The 23,383-nt window shown below is 34.5% G+C and carries 18 protein-coding genes; 5 read left to right on the top strand and 13 right to left on the bottom strand.

Annotated elements, in window-relative coordinates:
- Window positions 1-16 precede the first annotated feature (16 nt).
- Window positions 17-1,510: a sulfatase-like hydrolase/transferase gene (locus PL77_RS00865; RefSeq protein WP_216595867.1), complete on the top strand. Its 1,494-nt coding sequence runs from the start codon at window positions 17-19 to the stop codon at window positions 1,508-1,510.
- Window positions 1,511-1,578: 68 nt separating this feature from the next.
- On the opposite strand, the gene PL77_RS00860 is transcribed toward PL77_RS00865, so the two are convergent.
- From PL77_RS00860 to PL77_RS00835, 6 genes are all read right to left on the bottom strand, one after another.
- On the bottom strand, window positions 1,579-1,974 hold the full coding sequence (locus tag PL77_RS00860) for a hypothetical protein (protein ID WP_044200718.1): 396 nt from the start codon (window positions 1,972-1,974) through the stop codon (window positions 1,579-1,581).
- 92 nt (window positions 1,975-2,066) lie between these two features.
- Entirely contained in the window at window positions 2,067-3,563 is a 1,497-nt protein-coding gene (locus tag PL77_RS00855) for a SulP family inorganic anion transporter (protein ID WP_044200717.1), read from the bottom strand.
- A gap of 216 nt (window positions 3,564-3,779) precedes the next feature.
- Window positions 3,780-5,519, bottom strand: a complete 1,740-nt coding sequence (locus PL77_RS00850; RefSeq protein WP_044200715.1) for an ABC transporter ATP-binding protein — start codon at window positions 5,517-5,519, stop codon at window positions 3,780-3,782.
- Between the two features lie 275 nt (window positions 5,520-5,794).
- Entirely contained in the window at window positions 5,795-6,373 is a 579-nt protein-coding gene (locus PL77_RS00845; RefSeq protein WP_044200713.1) for a DinB family protein, read from the bottom strand.
- Window positions 6,374-6,651: 278 nt separating this feature from the next.
- Complete coding sequence (locus PL77_RS00840) at window positions 6,652-7,239, bottom strand: hypothetical protein (RefSeq protein ID WP_044200712.1); 588 nt, start codon at window positions 7,237-7,239, stop codon at window positions 6,652-6,654.
- A gap of 29 nt (window positions 7,240-7,268) precedes the next feature.
- Window positions 7,269-7,640 (bottom strand): hypothetical protein, encoded by a 372-nt coding sequence (locus PL77_RS00835; RefSeq protein WP_044200710.1) that lies wholly within the window; start codon window positions 7,638-7,640, stop codon window positions 7,269-7,271.
- 230 nt (window positions 7,641-7,870) lie between these two features.
- On the opposite strand from PL77_RS00835, the gene PL77_RS00830 reads away from it, so the two are divergent.
- Genes PL77_RS00830 through PL77_RS00815 form a run of 4 tightly spaced genes read left to right on the top strand, consistent with a single transcriptional unit; the run spans window position 7,871 to window position 13,049 of the window.
- The gene (locus PL77_RS00830; RefSeq protein ID WP_044200708.1) at window positions 7,871-8,131 is read left to right on the top strand and encodes a DUF2061 domain-containing protein; all 261 of its coding nucleotides are present in this window, start codon (window positions 7,871-7,873) and stop codon (window positions 8,129-8,131) included.
- Window positions 8,132-8,186: 55 nt separating this feature from the next.
- On the top strand, window positions 8,187-11,804 hold the full coding sequence (locus PL77_RS00825; RefSeq protein ID WP_044200706.1) for a caspase family protein: 3,618 nt from the start codon (window positions 8,187-8,189) through the stop codon (window positions 11,802-11,804).
- Window positions 11,805-11,859: 55 nt separating this feature from the next.
- Entirely contained in the window at window positions 11,860-12,447 is a 588-nt protein-coding gene (locus PL77_RS00820) for a Maf family nucleotide pyrophosphatase (protein ID WP_044200704.1), read from the top strand.
- On the top strand, window positions 12,447-13,049 hold the full coding sequence (locus PL77_RS00815; protein ID WP_044200702.1) for a DUF445 domain-containing protein: 603 nt from the start codon (window positions 12,447-12,449) through the stop codon (window positions 13,047-13,049). The genes PL77_RS00820 and PL77_RS00815 overlap by 1 nt, the downstream gene beginning before the upstream one ends.
- Before the next feature lie 80 nt (window positions 13,050-13,129).
- Here the strand turns inward: PL77_RS00815 and PL77_RS00810 are convergent, their stop codons facing one another.
- The 7 genes from PL77_RS00810 to PL77_RS00780 form a co-directional block, all read right to left on the bottom strand.
- Complete coding sequence (locus tag PL77_RS00810) at window positions 13,130-13,858, bottom strand: DUF4184 family protein (RefSeq protein WP_082026336.1); 729 nt, start codon at window positions 13,856-13,858, stop codon at window positions 13,130-13,132.
- 167 nt (window positions 13,859-14,025) lie between these two features.
- Window positions 14,026-15,990 (bottom strand): (E)-4-hydroxy-3-methylbut-2-enyl-diphosphate synthase, encoded by a 1,965-nt coding sequence (gene ispG / locus PL77_RS00805; RefSeq protein ID WP_044200698.1) that lies wholly within the window; start codon window positions 15,988-15,990, stop codon window positions 14,026-14,028.
- A gap of 196 nt (window positions 15,991-16,186) precedes the next feature.
- The gene (locus tag PL77_RS00800) at window positions 16,187-17,107 is read right to left on the bottom strand and encodes an AraC family transcriptional regulator (protein ID WP_044201009.1); all 921 of its coding nucleotides are present in this window, start codon (window positions 17,105-17,107) and stop codon (window positions 16,187-16,189) included.
- Between the two features lie 427 nt (window positions 17,108-17,534).
- Entirely contained in the window at window positions 17,535-18,020 is a 486-nt protein-coding gene (locus PL77_RS00795) for a flavin reductase family protein (protein WP_044200696.1), read from the bottom strand.
- A 15-nt stretch (window positions 18,021-18,035) separates the two neighbouring features.
- A complete protein-coding gene (locus tag PL77_RS00790; protein WP_044200694.1) occupies window positions 18,036-19,922 on the bottom strand; it encodes a GAF domain-containing protein in 1,887 nt (628 codons plus the stop codon).
- Between the two features lie 38 nt (window positions 19,923-19,960).
- Window positions 19,961-20,950, bottom strand: coding sequence for a DUF4249 family protein (locus PL77_RS00785; protein WP_044200692.1), 990 nt, complete (start codon window positions 20,948-20,950; stop codon window positions 19,961-19,963).
- Window positions 20,951-20,953: 3 nt separating this feature from the next.
- A complete protein-coding gene (locus tag PL77_RS00780) occupies window positions 20,954-23,344 on the bottom strand; it encodes a TonB-dependent receptor (protein ID WP_044200691.1) in 2,391 nt (796 codons plus the stop codon).
- Window positions 23,345-23,383 lie beyond the last annotated feature (39 nt).

Here is a 23,383-nt window from a genome sequence, read left to right as displayed (position 1 = left end):
AAACACAAATAAGCAAATGAATCAAAAAAGAGGGAGATTGATAGTTTTACTGTTATTTATGACAGTTTACCAGCAATTAATCAACGCACAAAATGGTACTCAAAACCGTCCAAATATCATTGTCATTTTAGCTGATGATTTAGGATATGGAGATGTAGGTTTTACAGGGTGTAAAGATATTAAAACACCACAAATAGATAATTTAGCCCACAACGGAGTGGTTTGTACTAATGCCTATGTCACACATCCGTATTGTGGTCCTTCTCGGGCAGGCTTATTAACGGGGCGCCATCAAGCGAGGTTTGGTATGGAAATCAATCCTACAAATTCACCATTTGATTTACATATGGGATTGCCTCTAGAGGAAAAAACTTTTGGTGAAAGATTGAAAGAAGTGGGATATACAACGGCTATTATCGGAAAATGGCATATGGGAGGAGCACCGCCTTATCACCCAAATAACAGGGGGTTTGATCATTTTTATGGTTTTCTTTCAGGAGGACATAGTTATTTTCCTTCAGGAATTAATGCTATTTCGCCTTTAGTCAACAAAAATGGACTACCAAATTATTGTGCCAATGAAGGAGATTATAAACCTTTATGGAGAAATAATGGTGCAGGAGAATTTAAGGAGTACCTCACAAGAGCCTTGAGTAGGGATGCTGCTGCATTTATAAAATCAGCAGACAAACCTTTCTTATTATACTTGGCTTATAATGCACCACATCAACCACTTCAGGCCCCAAAAGAAACAATCCAAAAATACAGTCATATTGAAAATAAATATCGCAGAACGTATGCGGCAATGATTGATGAAATGGATCAAGGTATTGGAATGGTGGTCGAAGCTTTAAAAACAGCTGGGAAATATGACAATACGATTATCTTTTTCTTATCTGATAACGGAGGTGATAGATCTATTAAACCTTGGCAACCGGTACACTATACAAGTAACTTTCCTTACAGGAAGGGTAAAGGTTCATTCTTTGAAGGAGGAATCCATGTACCTTTCTTTGTACATTGGCCTAGTGGAATTAAAAAACCAATTGAATTTGATGGCTTAGTTTCCTCATTGGATATTTCTGCTACTGCCTATGCTGTTGCAGGAGTAGATACTGTTGGTCGTCAACTTGATGGAGTAGATTTAGTTCCTTTTATGCAAAGAGAGAAAAAAGGATCTCCACATAATGCCATTTTTTGGAGAGAAAATGAAGGAAAGGCTTGGGCCGTTAGAACTGTTGATAACAAATACCTATTGACTTCACAGAAAGAAAAACCCCAGCTTTTTGATATGAAAAAGGATCCTTATGAAAGTGAAAATATTGTAGAAAGTAAACCCAAAAAGCGGGCTCAAATTGCTGCATTATGGAATAAATGGAATGAAGGTAATAAACCAGTGATTTGGTTACAGTCAGGTGATTACCAAAAACGTAGATTACAACTATATAAGGAATTACATCAGGAAATGATAGATAAGGCTTCAAAAAGAAAACCTTTAATTATTGAATAGCCATTATCTGAAATAATACATCCAAAGCCTCATGATCAATAGATCGTGAGGCTTTGGTTTTTAGGAGGTTATTCAGAAATTAGAATAGTCAAGGTTTTGTTATTTGAATCCGGTAATTCAAAAATTACTTTATATTCTCCCGTCTCATTTGGAGTGAAATTAAATGTAACCTCTCCAATCGGTGCATTAGTAGTACAAATACACCCCTCGTAAACAACCTCAACGGATAGAGTTACTGTTTTACCATCTACGCTTTGATTTAATTTATTGAATCGTCCACACCCATTTGATAGTGCATATTCAATAGTACCTTCGATCTGTTCTCCAACTTTGCCTTGAGATGGTAGGGAAACATCATTGATGTGGCTTAATTCTGTGGAACTACAATCCTCAGTAATGTTATCATTGGAACTGCACGAGAATAGAAAAGTAGCTAAAATAAATAACTGTAATACTTTTAACATTGTTTGCTTATTTTGATATTAATGAATTTAAAATTAAATATAAAAAAAACTCCTTACATTTCTGTAAGGAGTTGTAAGTTATGTTTATAATATTACTTTGCTAAGATTAATTCAGCTTGAATATTCTTTTGTTCTGCTTCACAATGCATAAACTCTTCGATGATTTCTTTTACGTCACTATGTAGTGTTTTGCTCTTGCTTGCATCAATCACTACTTGTGAGTTTTCTGGAACATTGTCTAAGGCTTTTTTAACTTGTGCTTTATTCAAGAAACTGACTTGATTAGCCAATTCAATATGAATAGGTCCGTCTTCACTTTGTTGTTGATTGTCTTGCTTAACATCCACAACGTCTTTCATAGTTTCCCAAACTATTTCTATTACAGAAACAATAAGTCCAAGAGCAATACCTTCTAATAAATCGGTAAATACTACACCTAATGCTGTTACAATAAATGGTAAAAACTGTTGAATACCTTTATTGTACATCAAAATGAAATTCTGAGGTTTTGCAAGTTTGTATCCTACTGTCAGTAAAATAGCCGCCAAACATGCCAAAGGAATCAAATCTAATAATACAGGGATAGTTAAGACACAAATAAATAGCAAAACACCATGGAAAATAGCAGATAACTTACTTTGTCCACCAGATTGAACATTTACTGAACTACGGACGATTACTTGGGTAATTGGTAAGCCTCCTATTAATCCGGAAATAATATTACCTGTTCCTTGAGCAATCAACTCTCTATTAGTAGGAGTATGTCTTTTTTGAGGATCCATTTTATCTGCAGCTTCCACAGAAAGAAGCGTTTCTAAACTAGCCACAATAGCCATTGTAAAGGCGATGGTATATACATGAGGGTTATTCCAAACACTGAAATCAGGAAACCTAAAAGTTCCCAAAAACTCATCCACATTGTGAATTACAGGAAGAGCAACTAATTGAGATTCAAGGATACCAAATGTAGGATGTCCTTCTGTACCCACATAAAAAAGAATACCAAAGAGTACTGTAGCTAACGGCCCTGGTATAATTTTAAGTATTTTATTTTTTTGTATAAACGGCTTTTCCCAGCCGATCAAAATTAATAACGATATTGCAGTAACCACTACTGCACCTACCGTAATGTTAGAAAGGCTTAATGTCAGTTCATGATCAGGTCCTGTATAGCCAATTGCATTTGGTAGTTGCTGGAGTAAAATATTGATACCTATACCTGTAAGCATACCTTTAATAACTGCATTTGGGAAATAATACCCTATTACACCTGCTTTAAAAACACCTAATAAAATTTGAATTACACCAGCCAAAACAACAGTACAAAGGAACGCTTCAAATGAACCTAAGTCTTGAATTGAATGAAAAACGATTACGGCAAGCCCAGCGGCAGGACCACTTACGCCTACAGCAGACCCACTAAATGAAGCAACAACAATTCCACCAATTATACCAGCAATAACACCAGAAAGTAAGGGTGCTCCTGAGGCTAATGCAATTCCAAGGCAGAGGGGTAATGCCACTAAGAATACAACTATACTAGCAGGAAAATCCTTCTTATAGTTGTTGAATAAATTTGATTTGTTCATCTTAAAAGTTATAGACAGAAATATCTGTTTGAATTATTATAGTATATGATTATAATACAATAATAGCGTGTACACTTTCAGAGGAACAATGCTAACAATCACCTTTTCATATTTGGATTAAAAGTGATATTAAATTATGAAAACACCCTTAATTCTCAATAACAAAGTGCAGATGGAAAATATGTTTATAGTAAAACAATTGTTATTATTTTTAAATTAAATTCTAGCTTGATATTTATAAAGTTGATGGTATCTTCCTTTCTTTTCAAGTAAGGTGTCATGGGTACCTGTTTCAATAATTTCTCCTTGATCCATTACTAATATTTGATCGGCTTGTTGAATGGTGCTAAGACGGTGAGCAATTACAATAGTTGTCCTTCCTTGCATTAATTTAGCTAATGACTCTTGAATTAAGGCTTCGCTTTCAGTGTCCAAATTTGATGTAGCCTCATCTAAGATAATGATTTGAGGATTGGCAATGATTGCTCTTGCAATAGCAATTCTTTGGCGTTGTCCACCTGATAATTTAACTCCCCTTTCGCCGATTATTGTTAGAAGTCCATCATCAAATCTATCCGTAAATTCATCGACATAAGCTCCCTTTATTGCATTTTGTAATTCTTCTTCGGATGCATCTGGATTAGAGAAAAGGATGTTTTCTCGAATACTACCTTCAAAAAGGAAATCATCTTGAAGTACAACTCCTAAATGTTGACGGAAGGAGTGAAGTTGTACAGATCTTAAGTCTTGATGGTCGAGAAAAATCTTACCTTTGGTGGGGTTTAAAAATGAAGCTGCTAAACTGGCAATCGTTGTTTTACCAGAACCTGAAGACCCCACAAGTGCCGTAATACTACCTGCTTTTGCATTGAAATTTATATTATGTAATACTTCTTTTCCTTCTTCGTATTCAAAAGATACATTTTCAAATCTGATATTCCCATCTATTGTATGAGGGACCATTTCTATTCTTAAAGGATCATCTTGTTCACCTGCTTGGTTCATGATTTCTTCCGTTCTGTCAAGCCCTGCAAAAGCCTCAGTAAGTTGACTACCAATATTACTCATCTGAACGATGGGTGCGACCATAAAACCAAGGTAAAGAGTGAAAGATAAAAAGTCTCCTACTGTTAATTCACCTTGCATTATTTTATACCCTCCAATACCCATTATACCAGCAGAGGCAAGACCTAATAAAAAGGCACTAGAACTTGTCATAATAGCAGTGGCTGTCATACTTTTCTTAATGTTATTAAAGAGCCGTATAACACCTTCTTCAAAAATGCGATTTTCTTCCCCCTCTGCATTAAAGCCTTTTATGACCCTTACACCATTCAAAGATTCTGTAAGTCGACCAGTTACTTCAGCCTTTATTTGACCTCTTTTTCTGAAAATTGGGCGTATGGATTTAAAGGCCTTCATTGATACGATACCAAATATTGAAACAGGAACCAATACAAATAAAGTCATAGATAAGCTGATCTTAATAAGTAGTATAGTAGATATGACTGCTGTTATTGTACCTCCAATTAACTGAACGAGACCTGTACCTACTAAATTTCTAACTCCTTCTACATCACTCATAATTCGTGACACCAAAACACCAGATTTTGTATTATCAAAAAAAGAAATGGGGAGTGAAATGATATGTTTCTGTACTTTTGCTCTGAGTTCAGAAATCAATCGTTGTGCTTCTATACTAAGAACTCTTGTTAGCATAAAGCTACTAAATGCTTGAATAAAGATAGAAGAAATAACGATGGTTACTAAAAGCTGAAGCTGCTCATAATCTTCATTTACAATCACATCATCCATTAAATATTTACTTGCACCTGGTAAGACAAGTCCGCTCAAGCGGTTTATTATTATGAGAACTAAACCAAAGAAAAGATATTTTCTTCTTGGCCAGATAATTTCCTTAAAAACTTTTTGAAGGGAGATTCTTTGTTTTGCCATATTAAGTAGACTAAAGTATTCTTTGATATAATACTACATCAAAAATTGGACAAAAAAAAGATCTATACATTCTAAATGTATAGATCAAATAATGATTAATTTACAGTTAGTACTTGGGTGTCAATGTTTTTAATGGGTTAATAAATTTTGCTTATTCTAAAAGTACCAAAAAAAAACTTCTAACACTGTGTAATGAAAGTAGAATCTTTAAAAGGTTCAGCGTTTTCTTACTATCCTTCTATTCGGTATTTTCCTTTAGGGAATTCCACAATTTATCATGTATTTACTTCTTTCTCTTTTTCTCTGTAAAGTAATATTTTCTTGATTTGGAGTAAATGTCTTTCTTCATGATTAATGATAAAATGAAGAGTATCTCCAAGCTGTAGTGTAATCCATTTTGAGATTGTTATAGGGCATCTTTCTCGTTCAAGGTCTTTATTTTTAGCTTGTTCAATAATTAAAAGTAAATCACTGATTTGTTGCAGACGGTGATTTATAACATCTCGATCAAGCGGTAACCCTAATGGATTCTTCTCTTTAGGAGAAGGCATTTTGTTTTTAACCTTTTGCTCTTTTGGTTTCATGCTTTTAGCAAAATAATTACCGAGCCATCCACTTTTGTAGTCTTCTTTCTCTTTTTGCTTGGCTGCTTTTAATAGCCGCTGAAAATGGGGAATATAGAATTCGCCGTATAAGTTGAGGTGATAGAGGCATTCAAGTACATTCCAGGCGTTTTCATGCCTTCTAAATTGGAGATGTGCCAAAGGTAACTCCTTTAGTATTTCAACCTGTTCTAGTTCTTGTTCTAAACTATTTTGGAGAGAGGCTAAAAAATGTTCTTGGTTGATTTTCATATGTAAAGATTTTGTTTTTACAAATATGAATGAACTTCCATTGGTAAATCTTGATTGAGATCAAGAATTTATAAAGTAACTGTCTGTAGGGGTAAAGGCATCAAAAAGAAAAGAACTACTTCTTTTTATGTACTCTGAAATAAAGTGCTTAAAAGAAAGCGTTCAGAATACTTTATAAAGAAGTAGTTCTTTTATAAAAACTTATAATAAAGCAAATAATAATAAAATACAGTCAGTACTTAAATTAACGATAAAGCAGTATTCACAAATAGTAAAATTTAATCAAGAGTTTCATCAGAATTATCAGGAGCATCTGGAGTTATCTCTTCGATGTCCTTAATTTTGTTGAGGTTTCTAGTTTTTCCAAACAATTCTATTGATTTTTTATTGTAAGCCAAAGCTGCTTCTTGTGGTGTTTTATAAGTGCCTAAAGATATAGGTTTTCGATCTTTATAAATCACGGCTCTATAGCTGTATTTGTCTTTTACTACTCCAATGTAACCTGTCTTATTATGTTTAGAGGGTGTGTTTCTTTTTATAATAGATCGGTTCGAGTACGTCAGGTTTTTAATTCGACAATCTAACTTGTTACCATTAATAATACGAATTAAGGTGTAGTCTCCCTTTGTACTTTCATCTAAATATTTTTCAGCTATAAGTTTGTGAAGATAAATGGTTTCAGTTTTGTATTTACCATCACTCTGTTTCCAAGATTTTTGGAAAACTGCTCTGCCTGAAGAATGTTCCCTAAGGTTGTAGATAAAGTCTAGGCTTTTGTAGTAAGGATTGTCTCTTAAAAATTCATAAACATGATCATCAACGATCACCTGATTTGGAGAATTCTTTAGTTGTAGTTTGACAAGCATGATAGATGAGGAGAGATATTAAAAAAAAATTAAATTGTCAGTGCTGTTGAACTTTTTTTAGCTGCTTTTTTATTTTTTTCCTTAGCGGCTTCATGTCTATCTTTTGCCTCATGCCAGTATTTGTTGGTGATTTCAATTACTTCCTCTTTTTTCTTTTGAGTAATGTCTTGATAAAGCCCTAACTTTTTCCGGCCAACTCTATTTTTTACAGTGTTCGAAGCTCGTAAACATCCAAGTTCTTTTAATTTCTCAGCAATTTTTGAAAAAATGAATCCCATACGCTGCTCTTCATTTTCTCTCATTAGTTGATTACGATAATTCATCAAGTTACCCAGGATTAAGCTGTAGTCTTTTGTCCCTACTTCTCGCTGTTCACCAGGATAGTTTTTCCTTTTTCTCATTAGTTTGTTAAGTATATTAGTATCGACGCTAATTGGTAGCTATATTCAATTAAATGTTAATTAAATCAAATACATCGAATTATACAATTTTATCTAAATTTATTTTATAAAAACATCCTCTTTCACTAAAACATAAGCTTCTTTTTTTGAAAAGTGTAAACTTATTTCTATAATTGCCTAGTAATCCACTAGAGTAAATGTGTTACTTTTAAAATTAAACTAATAACTTAATGTTTGTAGATAAAGTTTTCGAGAAAAGAATCGAAGAAAGCGACTCCGCAGTGAAGGATAAAAACAACAAACAACCAAAATGGGTGAGCGTTGCGAAATCAGTATCTTGGCGTGCTGTAGGTACTGTCGATACAATGGTGATTTCGTATTTTGTCACTGGTGAAATAACAATGGCTGTATCAATTGGCTCATTTGAAGTGTTTTCAAAAATGGTGTTATACTATTTCCACGAAAGAGTGTGGGAAAAATTCACTAAATAATATCTTTAGCAATAGATTCCTGGTTATATTTACATTGTAAATTAAACAATGTGATATGTACTTCATTGAAAATCATATAGAAAAAAGAAGGCTGATAATTTTGTTTGGCCTTCTTTTTTGCTATTCAAACTTTTTATTTTCTCAGTCTTCTAACATTACACTGACGTTTTCTCAAGGTCATCTTGGGGAAGTGACGTCTTTAGACATTAGTAAAGATGCTTCTTTAGTCATCTCTGCAGGGAAGGATAAGAAAATTAAGGTCTGGGACTTACAACAAGAACGTTTACTGAGAACTATCAATGCTCATGAAATTGGGATTACTGATATTGCTCTTTCTACTGATAAACAATACATTGTTTCCTCTGGTGCTGATCATAAAGTAAGAGTTTGGCAGACGAAGACAGGGGTGCTTTTAACTGAACTCAAAGAGTTGAATGAGCCTGTAGTAGAGGCGAAGTTTCAAAAAAATGTCATTGTTTTTATTGATGCACGTGGTAATATTTTCCATTGGGATTGGCAATCTGATGACTCAAAGGTGAATGGTTGGACAAGTGAAATGACAGGAGGTATTTCTTGTTTTATTACAAAACCGAGGTCGGGTTCGTGGACTGCTTTTGGTAAGTATAACGGTGAAGTGGAAATATGGAACTCCACTCAAAAAAAACTTAAATCTACCAAAAAGTTACATGAAGATTGGGTATCTGACTTAAGGTACATTCATGATAAAAAAATACTTATTTCTGGTAGTTATGATGGAACATTAAGGGTATGGAATCAGCAAAATAATGCTATAAATGACCCTATTCGTTTACCGGATAACAATGCTGTGCGATCGATAACTTACTCTCATTCTGTGGATCGATTGATAGTCACTTCTCATGGAAACCATGCTTATTATTACAAGGTTGTTGGAAATGATTTAGAGTTAGTATCTACCTTTGAAGACCGTGAGATCGTAACAAATGCTTTTAATCGAAAAGGAGAGTTAGCAGTGATTGCCTATAAAAATGGAGAAATTGCTCTATGGGAAATTAAAGGACGTCGATTGAAAGCAGCATGGAAACCAATATTAGATAAAGCAATTGGGTTTTCAGCGTCTCTAACTTCTAACGCAATTGCGGTTTCTTCTGAAAGTGGTAATATTAGGCTTTGGGAATCAGGAAGTAGAGGTGATTTACAGAAGTGGAAAGCACATCAAAAAGCAATTTCATCTATCTTCTTTAATTGGAAAGGACGACTTATTACAACTTCTTTAGATAGTACACTCAAAGTTTGGAATCATCAAAATAATTATAAATTGCTGTCTTCTAGGAAGTTTGATTATCCTATTATTCTTTCAAAATTACACCCTGTTGACTCATTAGCATTTTTGGTGAATAATGGAGGTGATCTTATCTTACAAAATCTCAATCAATTACAACAATCAAAAACTGTATTTAGCTCCTTCAATACTATAACTTCTTTAGACATATCATTAGATGGTACCAAAGTAGCCGTTGGGTTAAGCAATCGTTCTGTACATGTGTTGGATCTTAAAAATAATTTTAAAGTCATACAAAAGATCAGAGTGAGTGATCGACATATTAATAAATTGGCTTTTAGTCTTGATGGTCAATCTTTATTAGTTGGTGGTAATCATAAATTACTTTTGTATGATCTTAGGAATGGAGAAATAGCACAGCAAATAGAGGTTAAGCATTCTGTTAAAAGTATTGCATTTACTTTTGATGGGAAATATATATTGCTAGCAGAAGAAAGTGGAGACTTGACTTCTTATTCCAGTGATCTGAAAAATCAAGTTTATAAATACCCACAGAATAATGGAGATATTATTGAGCTTTTTGATTTTCCAGGAAAACAAGTATTTGTAACCTTGTCTAATGATTTTGCTGTTGGTATTTGGGATTTAGAATCGCCCAATCGATTTGGGGCTGTATTGTCTGATGGAGATGTAGGATGGGTAGTAGAGCATTATTCTGGTTTATTTGATGCTTCAGAAACTAATATGAGTAATTTGTATTATGTAGTGGATAACGAAATCATTGATATTGCACAGTTGCAAGGGATGTATTGGGAACCTGGTTTGGGAACAAAACTCTTCAATGGGCAACCGCTTCGTGAAGTTCCTTTCTTGAGTACGGTATCTTTATATCCAGAAGCGAATTTATACACTAAAAATGATAAGCTTTATATTGAGGTGTTTGATCGAGGTGGAGGTATTGGTAAAGTAGCCGTTATGGTTAATAACAAAGAAGTTTTGGATGACGTGACACCTTATAAAATGGCTATTGATGTTAATCACTTAAACTTAAATATACTTAAGCAAAAGAGTCAGACGATTAAATATGTGGTGCCAATGGACACCTTAAGTTATTTATTCCAAAATGGTGATGCACTCAATAATATCACAGTTAAGGTAGAAAATAAAGAAGGAACATTGTCAGGAAGAGGCTTAACGATCAGACATAAATCTAAGAATACTCAAAAGGAAATTCCTTCTTTTTATGGAATTGTAATTGGTGTATCGGATTACAGAGGAACTACTTTAGATCTAAAGTATGCCGCAGATGACGCTGAAAAAATAGCTTCATCCATCAAAGAATCTGCCTCGGAATTATTTGGGGAACATAGAGTAAGAGTTGATTTATTTTCGACTAATGCTGAAGATCCTCTTTATCAACCCACAAAGGAAAATATTAAAAACAGCTTTGATAGTCTTCAGTCTTTGGCAAATCCATCCGATGTACTTTTTGTTTTCCTTGCAGGGCATGGAATGGCATTACAAGAACAAAATGGGGAAGAAGATTTCTACTACCTTACCAAAGATATGATCACAGCAGATCTTAAAGATCAATCTATTAGAGATAATTATACTATTGCAGGGAAAGAATGGTTGGATTGGATGAAAAAAATTCCAGTCACAAGACAAGTTTTTATCATGGATGCGTGTAATGCGGGGAAGTTTGCAGAGACAATTATTGCGATGAGAAATGTTGATGATGAGTCTGTTCGATTGAGAGCCTTAGAGCGAGTGAGATCTAGGTCTGGAATGTATCTTTTAGCGGGGTCTGCAGCAGATAAAGTAAGCTATGAATCGACAATGTACGGCCAAGGGTTGTTGACTTATGCATTATTGGATTATTTAAAAAGAGGTAACCTTAGAAAAGGGGAGTTTGTAGATGTACAAATGATGTTTGGTAATGCCGTCGATGAAGTACCAAGATTGGCCGAGCGATTCGGGGCATCTCAGCAACCAGAAATGAGAATTCCTGAAGGAGGTGATAGTTTTGATATTGGAAGAGTTACGGATGATTTGAAAAGTAATATTAATATTTCAACTGCGTTATCAAGGGTGACTTCAACAGCAATTGAAGAGGATAGTTCTTGGTTGGATCATGAAGGTATATCAAAGATGATTGATGAAAGGCTTCTGAGATTGTCTGAGGGGTTGAATAGTGGCTATAATTATTTTACTTTTTCGCCTTTTGCAAAAGGAGAGGATGTTTATCGGATAAAAGGTAGATATACTGTAGTGAACGATTCTATTGCTTTGAAAATGAAAATAGTAGAAGGGAGTGAGCAAGTGTATTACAAAGAATATGCGGCGGATGAAAAGGAATCATTATTAGAACGTTGCATAATAGATATTCTAAACTTTTTTAGGGATCTATAGTTATTTATTATTTTTGAGTTTCGAAAACTGAACAACAAAGAGAATTTATACCTAAATGATAGATTTAAAAGGTAAAAAAATAATTTTAGCTTCAAAAAGTCCGCGTAGGGCTTCTCTGTTATCAGATATGGATATTCCATTTGAGATAAAAGTAAGAGAGGTTGATGAATCGTATCCTGATACCCTTCCACCCGAGGAGGTAGCTGAATATATTGCAAAGCAAAAAGCAAAGGCGTTTGATGATTTGAAAGAAAACGAAATTGCCATTTTTTCGGATACTGTGGTGGTAAACCAAAGTGATGTGTTAGGTAAACCAAAAGATTTTGAAGAGGCTAAGACAATGCTTCAAGGTCTGTCAGGGAATTCACATACTGTTTATTCTGCTGTTTGTATAAAAACAAGTACTCAAGAAGTGTCATTTACTGATCGTACTTTAGTAACGTTTCTTCCGATGAGTGAAGAAGTGCTGAATTATTATATCAATGAAAAGCAACCTTTTGATAAAGCAGGTGCATACGGTATTCAAGAATGGATAGGTATGACCATGATTCAGAAAATAGAAGGTTCTTATTTTACAGTAATGGGTTTGCCCACTGCTATTTTATATCAAAAATTAAATCAAATTCTTAAAGAAGATAATTAATGAGTTCTTATTTAATGTGGATGTTTCCAGTGATTTCTGCTGGGATTGGATGGATTACAAATTATGTAGCAATTAAAATGCTCTTCCATCCAAGGAAACCAATTAAGATATTGTTTTTTACCTTACATGGTGTCTTTCCAAGAAGAAAGAAAACTTTGGCAAGGAGACTTGGAATAATCGTTGAGAAGGATCTCTTTACACCTGATATGATTTTAGATAAGCTAAAAACAGAAGAGAATCAGGAAAAACTATTTAAGGCAATTATGGTCAGAGTCAACGAATTTGTTGATGAAAAAGCAACGCAGTTTGGACCTATGCTACAAATGTTTGGTGGTGATGCGATTATTCAGCAAATTAGAACTGGAATGGAAAATTCTGTAAAAGAGATGGTGCCGAAACTGCTGGATGATATTGGAGCAAATATTTCAAGTATTAGTATCGAGCAAGTGGTTTATGAAAAAGTCATGGATTTTTCGGATGCAAAGTTTGAAGATTTATTGATGTCAGTTATTAAGCAAGAGCTTACTTTTATAGAGATTATGGGAGCCGTTCTTGGTTTCTTTATTGGTTTGATTCAAGTGGGAATATTAATGCTAGCATAAATATTTATCCATCATTTTATACTTTCAAGGAGGGGTTGTGTTGAAAAATACAATCCCTTTTATTTTTGATTTTGTACTTATTATCTTCTAATCATTTTCAAAAAGTAACGCCATCTAAAACAAGTGAAAGTTAGAGCGTAGAAAAAAGCACCGCCAATAGCAATTCCCCAATCCCACAAGATCAATGGTGGAGGGAGAATTAGATTACGTATGAATATTATAATAATAAGTATACAAAATAATTCCAACCAAAAAGAGGGGAACCACTCACTCAGTTTCACCTTCTTCAAACTATTTTTAAAGTCAAATGCAGTAATCGCCAACCAAACACATTGTGCTGTTCCAAACAATGAAACGCTTACCCATATAATATTATGAATATTCATTTTAAAAGAAGGTGTGATGTAAACCTCGTCCATGAGATAGGGTAGGTCTTTTACAAAAAAGCCTTCTTCACCTGTGATAGCATCAAGGAAAAAATGAGTGGCAATGCCTATTGTTATTGAAACTAGAATTTGAAAAAATGAATAATTGGTTCTTATTTGACGTCTTTTGAAACGAATAGGAGTAACCCTTCTTAATACAGGTTTGAAAAATAATTTATTGATATAGTATACCAATATTCCTACAGGTAAATTAAAAAGAAAAATGCCAATAAAAGTGTGAGCTAGTTTTACACTTTGCTGAAGCTGAAGATAATGCTCAAAATCTGGAATCATGCTTCCAATGATAAGAGCTGAGACAGATAAATAATGGGAATACCTGAAAAGTGGTAGAACTGCACTAGGATGAGCAAATGTTATGGGCATATATTAAAGCAAATTTTTACTAGTTTAAGATAAAAATTTGAGAACAGATAACATACCGATCACTATATTATCTGTTTATAATGATGTAAGTAAATTAAATTAATTCAATTATTACTATAACAAATAAGGGTTAAATATGACTTTAACCCTTATTGTATAGCTATATATTATTGAACTACCTCTTGTTGAGGTGCAAACCAATTGCCATCCTCATCAATAAGTTTGATTAATTCATCTACAGCATCTGCTTCAGGAACTGATCTTTTTACGACTTCTTGTCCTCTATAAAGCGTAATTTTTCCTTTACCAGAACCAACATAACCGTAATCGGCATCAGCCATTTCACCAGGGCCATTTACAATACAACCCATAATGCCAATTTTGACACCTTTCAAGTGATCTGTTCTCTGACGAATCATTGCAGTCGTTTCTTGTAAGTCAAATAATGTTCGACCACAAGATGGACATGAAATGTACTCCGTTTTTGTCATTCGTGTTCTTGCGGCTTGCAGAATACCAAATGATAATCGATTACAAAACTCAGTAGCTTCAAGAGTGTGTGTGGTGCTAAGCATTACGCCATCTCCTAATCCATCGATTAATAAACCACCAATATCAGTAGAGCTATAAAGTTGCAGTTGATCATCCGTAAGATTTTCATAGCTTCTCTCAATCACTACTGGAATTTTAATTTCCTCACTGTAAAGCTTAAATAATAATGCTCTCAACTCAGGCATAGCATGAGCGTTTTCAGTATGAATGATAAGCACTACATTTTCTGCTTGTTTTAATGAGGTTAAGGTAGCCTCATCAATAGCTTCAAAAGAGACTCTTACAAAATTAAGCTCTTGGTGTACCTCTTCGCTATTCAAATACTGATCTAGTTCAAAAAGAGGGTAGGTGTCCTCCGTTGAATTCCATGAAGATGCATCAACGATATTTTTTAGGCCATTAGGGGCCATAAAAGGAAGTGCTTTTTTACCTGTATAGATATAGTCTGCTCCATGATCACTCATAGCCCATTTGTCTGTTGCAGGTAAATAGTGATGTCCTATCACTTTTAGGTTCTTCATGGTGATTTCCTCAATTTGAGAAAAATTAGCAATGACTCTAGGGACATTATGATCACCAAATGTAGCTACTTCTTTGGTTACTCTTCTTTCATATTTGAAAGGATTTTTTGGTGACGATGTAATTGGTGTGTTGATTGATTTGCTTTCAGTGCTTCTGTTGTCATACCTTTTGATTAAGGCTTCAGCAACAGGGGCCTCAGCCTCCGGAGCTTCCGTCAAGGATACTCTTACCGTATCACCAAGTCCATCTTCTAATAACGTTCCAATCCCTACTGCAGATTTTACTCTTCCATCTTCTCCGTCACCCGCTTCCGTTACTCCTAAATGTAGAGGATAAGGTTTTAAACCTTCTTCTTCCATTTTTTGAACCAACAATCTATAAGCTTGTACCATCACTTGTGTGTTACTAGCTTTCATAGAAAGCACAATTTCGTGATAGTCTAATTCATCACAAATTCTTAGGAATTCTAAAGCTGACTCCACCATTCCAAGTGGAGTATCTCCATATCTACTTAAGATACGATCAGAAAGTGAACCGTGGTTTGTACCAATTCTCATGGCAGTACCGTGTTCCTTACAGATTTCAACAAGTGGTATAAATTTCTCTCTAATTCTATCTAGTTCTGCTTGATAAGTAGCATCGTCGTATTCGATAAAGTCAAATTTCTTCTTATCGGCATAGTTACCAGGATTGATTCTGACTTTTTCAACAATTTTGGCCGCTACTTCGGCAGCATTTGGAGTAAAGTGAATGTCTGCCACCAAAGGCACGTTGTAACCTCTAGCTCTTAATCCGTCTTTTATTTCTTGAAGGTTTTCAGCTTCCTTTTTACTAGGAGCCGTGATTCTTACATATTCACAACCTGATTCAACCATTCTTATAATTTCTTCGATTGACCCTTCAGTGTCCATTGTGTCAACAGTAGTCATAGATTGAATTCGAATAGGGTTGTCTCCTCCCATAGGAACTCCTCCAATATTAACGATTACGGTTTGCCTTCTTTGATACGCGTTAATATTGTCGCAGTAGTTATATGTTTGAATATCTTCTTTTTTCATTGGAATGCTTGTTTGCGACAAAAATACAGATAAAATTTAGATTCAGAATAGAATAAATGTTATATGTTACCAATAACCAATTTTTTAATGTTTTGTTTATTTTGGCTTGGTGTTAAGTACGTAATAAACTATTAAACATAAAAAAGAGGTCCTTTAATGAGGACCTCCATTTTGAGAATTTCTTGTAAAAAAGAGCTTATACATTCATTAATGAATCTCTTCTTCTCATTTTTCCTGCAGGGATACCAAACATCATTTTGAATCGTCTACAGAAATAGGCGGTGTCTTTATAGCCCACCTCAGACCCGATGGCACGAATACTCTTTCTTGATGTACGAAGCAATTCAACTGCTTTTTCCATTCTTTGGTATTCAATGTAATCTTGAGGGTTAATACCAGTCAACATTTTGAAATATTGCCCTACATAATCTTCGGATACATTGGCTACGTTTGCAAGGATCTTGTTAGATAGATCACTTGATATATTATCCTTGATGAAGTTGAAAATATCAATCAATCGAGGATCTTTAAAGTAATTGCTATTTGTGGCAATTTGTTCCACAAACAATTTCTTTTCTAGTACATGTCTAAAGACTTCAATCACTGCATATTCAGTGATATTCGTCGCAATTCGGTCTCTTCCAGGTTTATCACCTAAAGATTCTTTATATATCTTGTCAATAGCTTCGCTGATCTCCTCGTGTTTTGGAATAATGAAAGGAGGGATGTCAAGAGAGTTAAAGAAATTCACTGAGTCAAAAGCTTTTGCGTCAAATGTAACTGACGTGAAACTTGTGTGAATGGTATGCAATGAAACATCATCATTAATTTTTCTCAAGTAAGAGTCTCTATCGTTGATAAAGCTCTCATTCGTAACCTCTGTAGTATTAGAATTACCAAAAGCAATCTCAATAGATTTACCTCCAGGAATAAAAACAAGGTCTCCGGCACGAGCTACTTCGTTCTCGTTCACTGTGATATCACCTGATTTAACTTGAATAAGGGTGTTTTGGACATCATAAAAGTTAGAGACTTTTACAGAACGGATAACGTTTAAACTGTTTGAACGGATAAACTTAATGTTTAACGATTCAATGATTTTGTTGTAATCTTCTATCATAGTCATTGTAATTAAAAAGGAGAAATAACTACTACCTACTTAGGCATATGGGTTTAGACATCGGTTATACAAAATGTGCAATTTTATTCTATTACTTATAATCAATTTTTTGTGTAATAATAGGAGAATAACCATGTAGTTTATAGTTATATATTAGTTCCAATACTTAAATAAAGTAATAATGGATCTTAAAATCAAGCATTTTTTTATCTTTTTTTTAATTAATGAATTAAGGTCTATCTTGATATTGTGCAAATTTGTATAAAAATTATCTTTTTTGAAAGAAATACTTAAAATTATATTAATCTAATATTGCCCATTTTTCATCAAAAAATAGGGTATAAAAAAAGCCCAATTATTATTGAGCTTTCTTTATTTTTGAAGCAGAACCTTATTCTTACTTCAATATTTCGATATCGAAAATCTAACTTTGAACCGTAGTATATTGCCCTTGACTGTACAGTAAAGGCTTATCGTCGTGATTTTCAGTTGTTTTTATATCCGTGATTTTCCCAATGAAAATACTATGTGTATAACCATCATGAGCTTCCGTTAATTCACACTCAATGTTTGCAAGTGCATTTTCCAATACACGACTTTCATCTGAGATATCCCATGTGCCAAGTTGAAATTTTTCTTCTCCTTGAAATCCTTTATAGCCTGCAAAACAATTCGAAATTTCTGACATATCTTCTCTCAAAATATGCACAGAGAATTTTTTGTTTTTCAACACTTGATCATGGAATTCTCCATTTTTGTTGACTGAAACTAATAAGCTTGGGGGAGTGTCGGAGAGCGAAGTGACAGCTGTTGCTGTAATACCATTTCTTCCTGCATCACCATCTGTAGAGATTACATTTACGGTAGCAGCAAGGTGCCTCATCGCGTCTTTAAAGAGTTGTTTGTCCATCTAATATAATAATAACTAAGAGTTCTTCTTTATTTGTTGGTGAAGCCGACCAATTTCAAGTTCAAGCTCTACGATTTTCTTTTTCGCATTATTGAGTTCTTCCTTTGTGCTGATCATAAGGCTCAAGCTTTCTTTCATTGTCTTCTCCTGTATAACTAATTGTTCGTTCTTTAGTTGTGCTTTATCTAATAAAATACGAAGTTCTTTTTCTTTTTTGTCTTGATCAGAGATGTCTTGGATGTAGGCAATTCTTCTTACCCCTTCATTATTCTTGATTTCAGTAATGAAAATTAAAGCTGTAAACACATCACCGGAAGAACGTTTAAGTTTCATTGTCCTTCTGTTGTTTATGGCTCTATCGTAGCTTTTACCAAGTAATTCTGATATATTTCTTCCGTCTGATACAATACCTATTTGAAAGATATGTGATGCGGCAGGGTTTAGTTTCAATATTTGTCCTTCTTCATCAAAAGCGATCATAGCATCCATTGCTCTTTCGAAGAATAAAAGACTTTCTTCTTCTTGTGCTTCAAGCTGTACTTGTTTGACCTCCATTTCTTTTTTAGTCTCTTCAAGTAATTTCATGTTCTCACTTAGCGTTTCCTCTTTTTCTTTCAGTTCTTGGTTGGTTTTCTGAGCGTCGTCCAAAAGCTGATTCGTTCTGAGGGTGGATCGAATTGTACGAATCGTAAGGGCGATAGAAGGTGCTATTTCTGTCAGTAATGCTTTTTCTTGAGGATTATACTCTCTCAATGATCCTAACTCAATGACACCCACCACATCGTTTTTAATGGCTAATGGAACGAGGAAGATATTTTTTGGAATTGCTTCACCTAAGCCTGATTGAATAGGAGTGTAGTCCGTAGGTATATCAGTGATGAGTGTTGGTGTGTTTTTTAGGAATACTTCACCCACTTGTCCTTCACCTTTTTTATAGACATCACCTACTTTTTTTCTTCTATGCTGACTGTAACATGCCGTAATTTCAAGGCAATCTTTTTCTTCATTATAAAGGTAAAAAGCACCAATTGCTGATTGTGTGTATTCGGTGATTTCTCGAAGTGTCTTCGTGGAAAGCCTTTTGATATCTTTAACGGAGAGTAATAACTCACTAATGGAAGATAAACCAGAAGCAATCCATCCTTGATTCTCAACATCCTCTTTTTGAATCCTAACTTGATTACGCATTGAAATCAATAAATTTCCTAGGATGTCGTTTTCATGAATATTATAATCTTCGTATAGTTTTCCGTTTTCGATGTCTTGAGCAAGCTTTGTGTTCTCATCAATATGCATCTGATCTTCAAGGAAAATAGCATAACGTGCATTTCTAAAACTTTGCTTTTTAAGTTGATTCGCAATAAAAATACAGGCTAGATAGAAACTCAAAGCTACTAATGGGATGGAAACAATACCTTTGAAAGATTTAGTAGTTAAGCTTTCTTGATAAATCTGAGTGAGCCACATGTCCGAGCCAAGTAGTACTAATGATACATACATTAGTACAGTCAGCATAAAATAGACCGTGAGCAAATTTATATTTTGATAGAGCGATAATAGTGCAAGAATCCCAAAGAAAGCAAACTGACCATAAGGTGTTTGTGGAGACACCATAAGGTACTGTACTTGAAAAAGGAAAAAGGTAAACGCTAAAATATATCGTGTTGATGATGTGTTTGTAGAACTATATAAAAAAATGAAGTAGACAAACGTACTTACAGTTGCTAAAGCTAAGGCTAGTATCCAATTTCCCGATTCAAAAGACAATCCAATAGCTAAAATAAATGACCCAATAAGGGTGTATTGCATTGCTCTATCTAATCTTTTAAAGTTTTCATAATAATAACTTTCAACTCTCTCTCGGGTAGGTGTGAATTTATCTACTTCTTGCTCTATTGACATATCAAAAAATTTTAGACTAAATAACCTCCATATATCCTTTAATCTTCATAAGGAGGTTTAGTAGTAATACGATGTCCTTTGTAAGATATTGCGGAACCACAAAAAATACCAATGATTAAACCTTCACTTTGGTCATTTGTGGGAATAATATTGGTAGGGACATTTGCTAATGGTCTAGCAAAAAGTCCTCCATTTGACATCTGAGTTCTTGATTGACTTAAAAAATCAAAAGCATTTTCAGTGATAGAGTGAATTTCACAATATACAGAATCCCCAATCTGATAAAGAGGTGCGTTGTTCTCAATTTCTTCTTCACTTCTAGAAGGATTAATGCCGCCACGAATAGGAGGGATGAAATAGGTGTCTTCTGTAAGAATATCACCAAAGTCACTTCTTCCAGGAGTGATGTCGAATGCAATTAGTAATTCATTACTCTTATTGAGGAAATCACCATTTCTAAAAGTTTTGATCCAATAACAGTCATTTGGTCCTGCATAATCTTTTGCCCATAACTCTGCAGTGATTTTTTCATCTTCTTCTTTTTCTTCTCTTGATGTTTTAAAAATTAGAGAATCAATAGGGGGTACTCTCTCCAGTGAAGTGTAAGCCTCAAAGGCTAAATCCTGTTCTTGGAAATTGACATCGACTTCTAATTTGTAATAGTTGTCGTACCTGCCATCACCATCTCTATCAAAATCAGCGGGTCTTTGTCTTACTATCAGTGTGTCAGCTTCCGTTGGAGGAGTCCAAGTATAGTAACCGTCACTTTCATAGGTAAATGTGATGGTTTTATTGTTGACCAAATCGATCACTCTTACATTTGCATTTTCAACTAATGGAGGAGTATTAGGATCAAAATAACCATTAGTGTTGATAAGTCTAATTCTTTGCTTCTCAAACTTATTATTAATGAAGCCATCTACTACAATTTGAGTTTTTCCTTGTGGAAGATCTATCGTAATGACATCCTCACATCCAAAAAGTAAGAGTGAAAGTATAGTGACGATATATAATTTATTATTTCTCATTTTTTACCATTTGAAGTTGAATGAAACAGAAGGGATGATATTTGCTAGCACAGAGAATTGAATAGCTTCATTTGGTGCCGGCTTTCCTTGTTCAGGTCTTTCATCTGAAGGTAAGAAATAAATTGAATAAGGATTTTTGCGAGCATAAGTATTGTAGACACCAAAGATCCAGTAATGTTCCCATCTTCGATTAGGTTTTTTCTTTCCTTTTAAAGTGGCAGATATATCTAGCCTGTGGTAATAAGGAATTCTCTGATTATTTCTAACATCATCTACATTATGAGGGATTCCGTAGCCTTGAATTTGTAATTGATTGGTAGGGAAAGTAGTAGGTGTTCCACTGATTAGTGAAAAATTAGCAGCAAAAGACCATCGATCATTCAGCTCATAAAAATTGCTTAGCGTTAAGTTATGTGCTTGATCAAATCTTCTAGGGTAGTATTGACTTTGATTTATCCCTTCAGTGATCTGTTCAGACCTTGCAAGGGTGTAACTAAGCCAACCCGTATATTTTCCTTTTTTCTTTCTTAAGTAAACTTCCAAACCATAAGCTCTACCTGTAGAATTCAATAAATCACCCTCTAAATATGGATTTAGAAGTAGATCGGCGCCATTGATGTAATCAATCAAATTACGCATTGGTTTATAATATACTTCTGTAGAAAACTCAAAAGTATTGTCCTTCATATTTCTAAAATACCCCAAAGCGTATTGCTCTCCTCTTTGCGGAACAATATTGTTAGTACTTGGAGACCATACATCAAGTGGTGATGCCGCAGAAGTATTTGAGATAAGATGAATGTACTGAGCCATATGAGTGAAACTGGCTTTAATAGAACTCTTCTCATTCAGCTGATATTTTATAGCGAGCCTTGGTTCAAGACTGAAGTAGGTTTCAACAGGTTCCCAATCGCCATACACTCTTTCGGAATTTTCTACAGGGTCTCTTCTCGTATTTGGAATAACAGCTTCTTCGTATTCATAGGTGGTGACAGGACCTAAATAGGTAAATGAACTCCACCTTAGGCCGTACTGTACCGTGATTTTGTCTGATAGCTTTTGGTCGTTTCCAATATAAAGTGCGTTTTCAAGTGCAAACTGATTTTGTAACTCAAAAGGAGGAAGTTCTTGCCCTCCACTCATAGCGGAAGTAGTACCAGGAGAAAAATCATAATAAATTGATTGTGCACCCATTGTAATGGTATTGTTTTTTCCTAAATACCATGTGAATTCTGGTTTGATTGAATAGGTTTTTATTTGAGATTTCCAATCAAAAGCATCTGTTGCATTTTGTCTGAAATTGAGATTATAATCATAGTTTGATAGGTAGGCCACGGTGTTCAGTACCAACTTATCATTAAACAGGTGATTCCATCTGAAAGTACTTGTTATATTTCCCCAGCCGGAGTCAAAAGATTCTGCATCTCCAAAGTTATCTCTTCCCCAATAGGCCGAAAGGTAAATCTTATTTTTTTCACTTAAGTCATAATTCACTTTAGCAGTAAGGTCCCAGAAATTGAATTTTGAGCTTCTCAAGTCTTCTTCAAGGAATGGTTTCGCCAAAATATCAATGTACGACCTTCTACCTGCAACTAAGATAGACATCTTGTCTTTGATGATCGGAGCTTCCACGCTTAAACGGCTAAAAATTACACCAATTCCACCATTTACACTCAGCTTTTCAGGATTACTATCTTTCATTCTAACATCTAAAATCGAAGAAATTCGACCTCCATATTGAGCAGGAATACCGCCTTTAATAAGTTTTACATCTTTTACAGCATCAGGGTTAAAGACAGAGAAAAAGCCAAACAGGTGAGAAGAGTTAAAAACAGGAGCTTCATCTAATAAAACTAGATTTTGTCCAATTCCACCACCTCTTACATTAAAACCTGTGGCACCTTCCCCAACAGAACTCACCCCCGGTAACAATTGAATCGATTTAATAACATCAATTTCACCAAGAAGAGCGGGAATTTTGAGCATTGTCTCAATGTCCATTTTTTGTGTACTCATTTGTACATCAGTGACATTTGCATCTTCTCTTTCTCCAGTAATTAAAACCTCATCTAATTCAGTCTTTGCTCCAATTAATTCGATGTTTAATTTTTTGTTTCCATTGAGTTTTATCTTTTTGGAAAAGCTATTGTAACCAACATAGGTTGACTTAACGGTATACTCTCCTTCGGGAAGTGTCAATGAAAAAAAACCATCATCATTCGTGACAACACCCGCTTTTAATTCAGCAGTGTAAACGGTCGCACCAATAAGAGATTCGCCAGTTGCTCCATCTTTGATATAACCACTTAAGGTGTAATTTTTTGATTGTCCATATAAAGAAGTGGCGCAGAGCAGACTGAAGAGAATAAAAGTAATTTGCCTAAATTTTGACATGTAGTTTACTGTAAGAGTGGATAAGTTAATGTAATATTA

Source organism: Flammeovirga sp. OC4, from assembly GCF_000812565.1.
In the GTDB taxonomy this organism is placed as follows: Bacteria; Bacteroidota; Bacteroidia; order Cytophagales; family Flammeovirgaceae; genus Flammeovirga.
The sequence above is the reverse complement of the archived record's forward strand: the minus strand, read 5'-3'. Positions and strand labels throughout refer to the sequence as shown.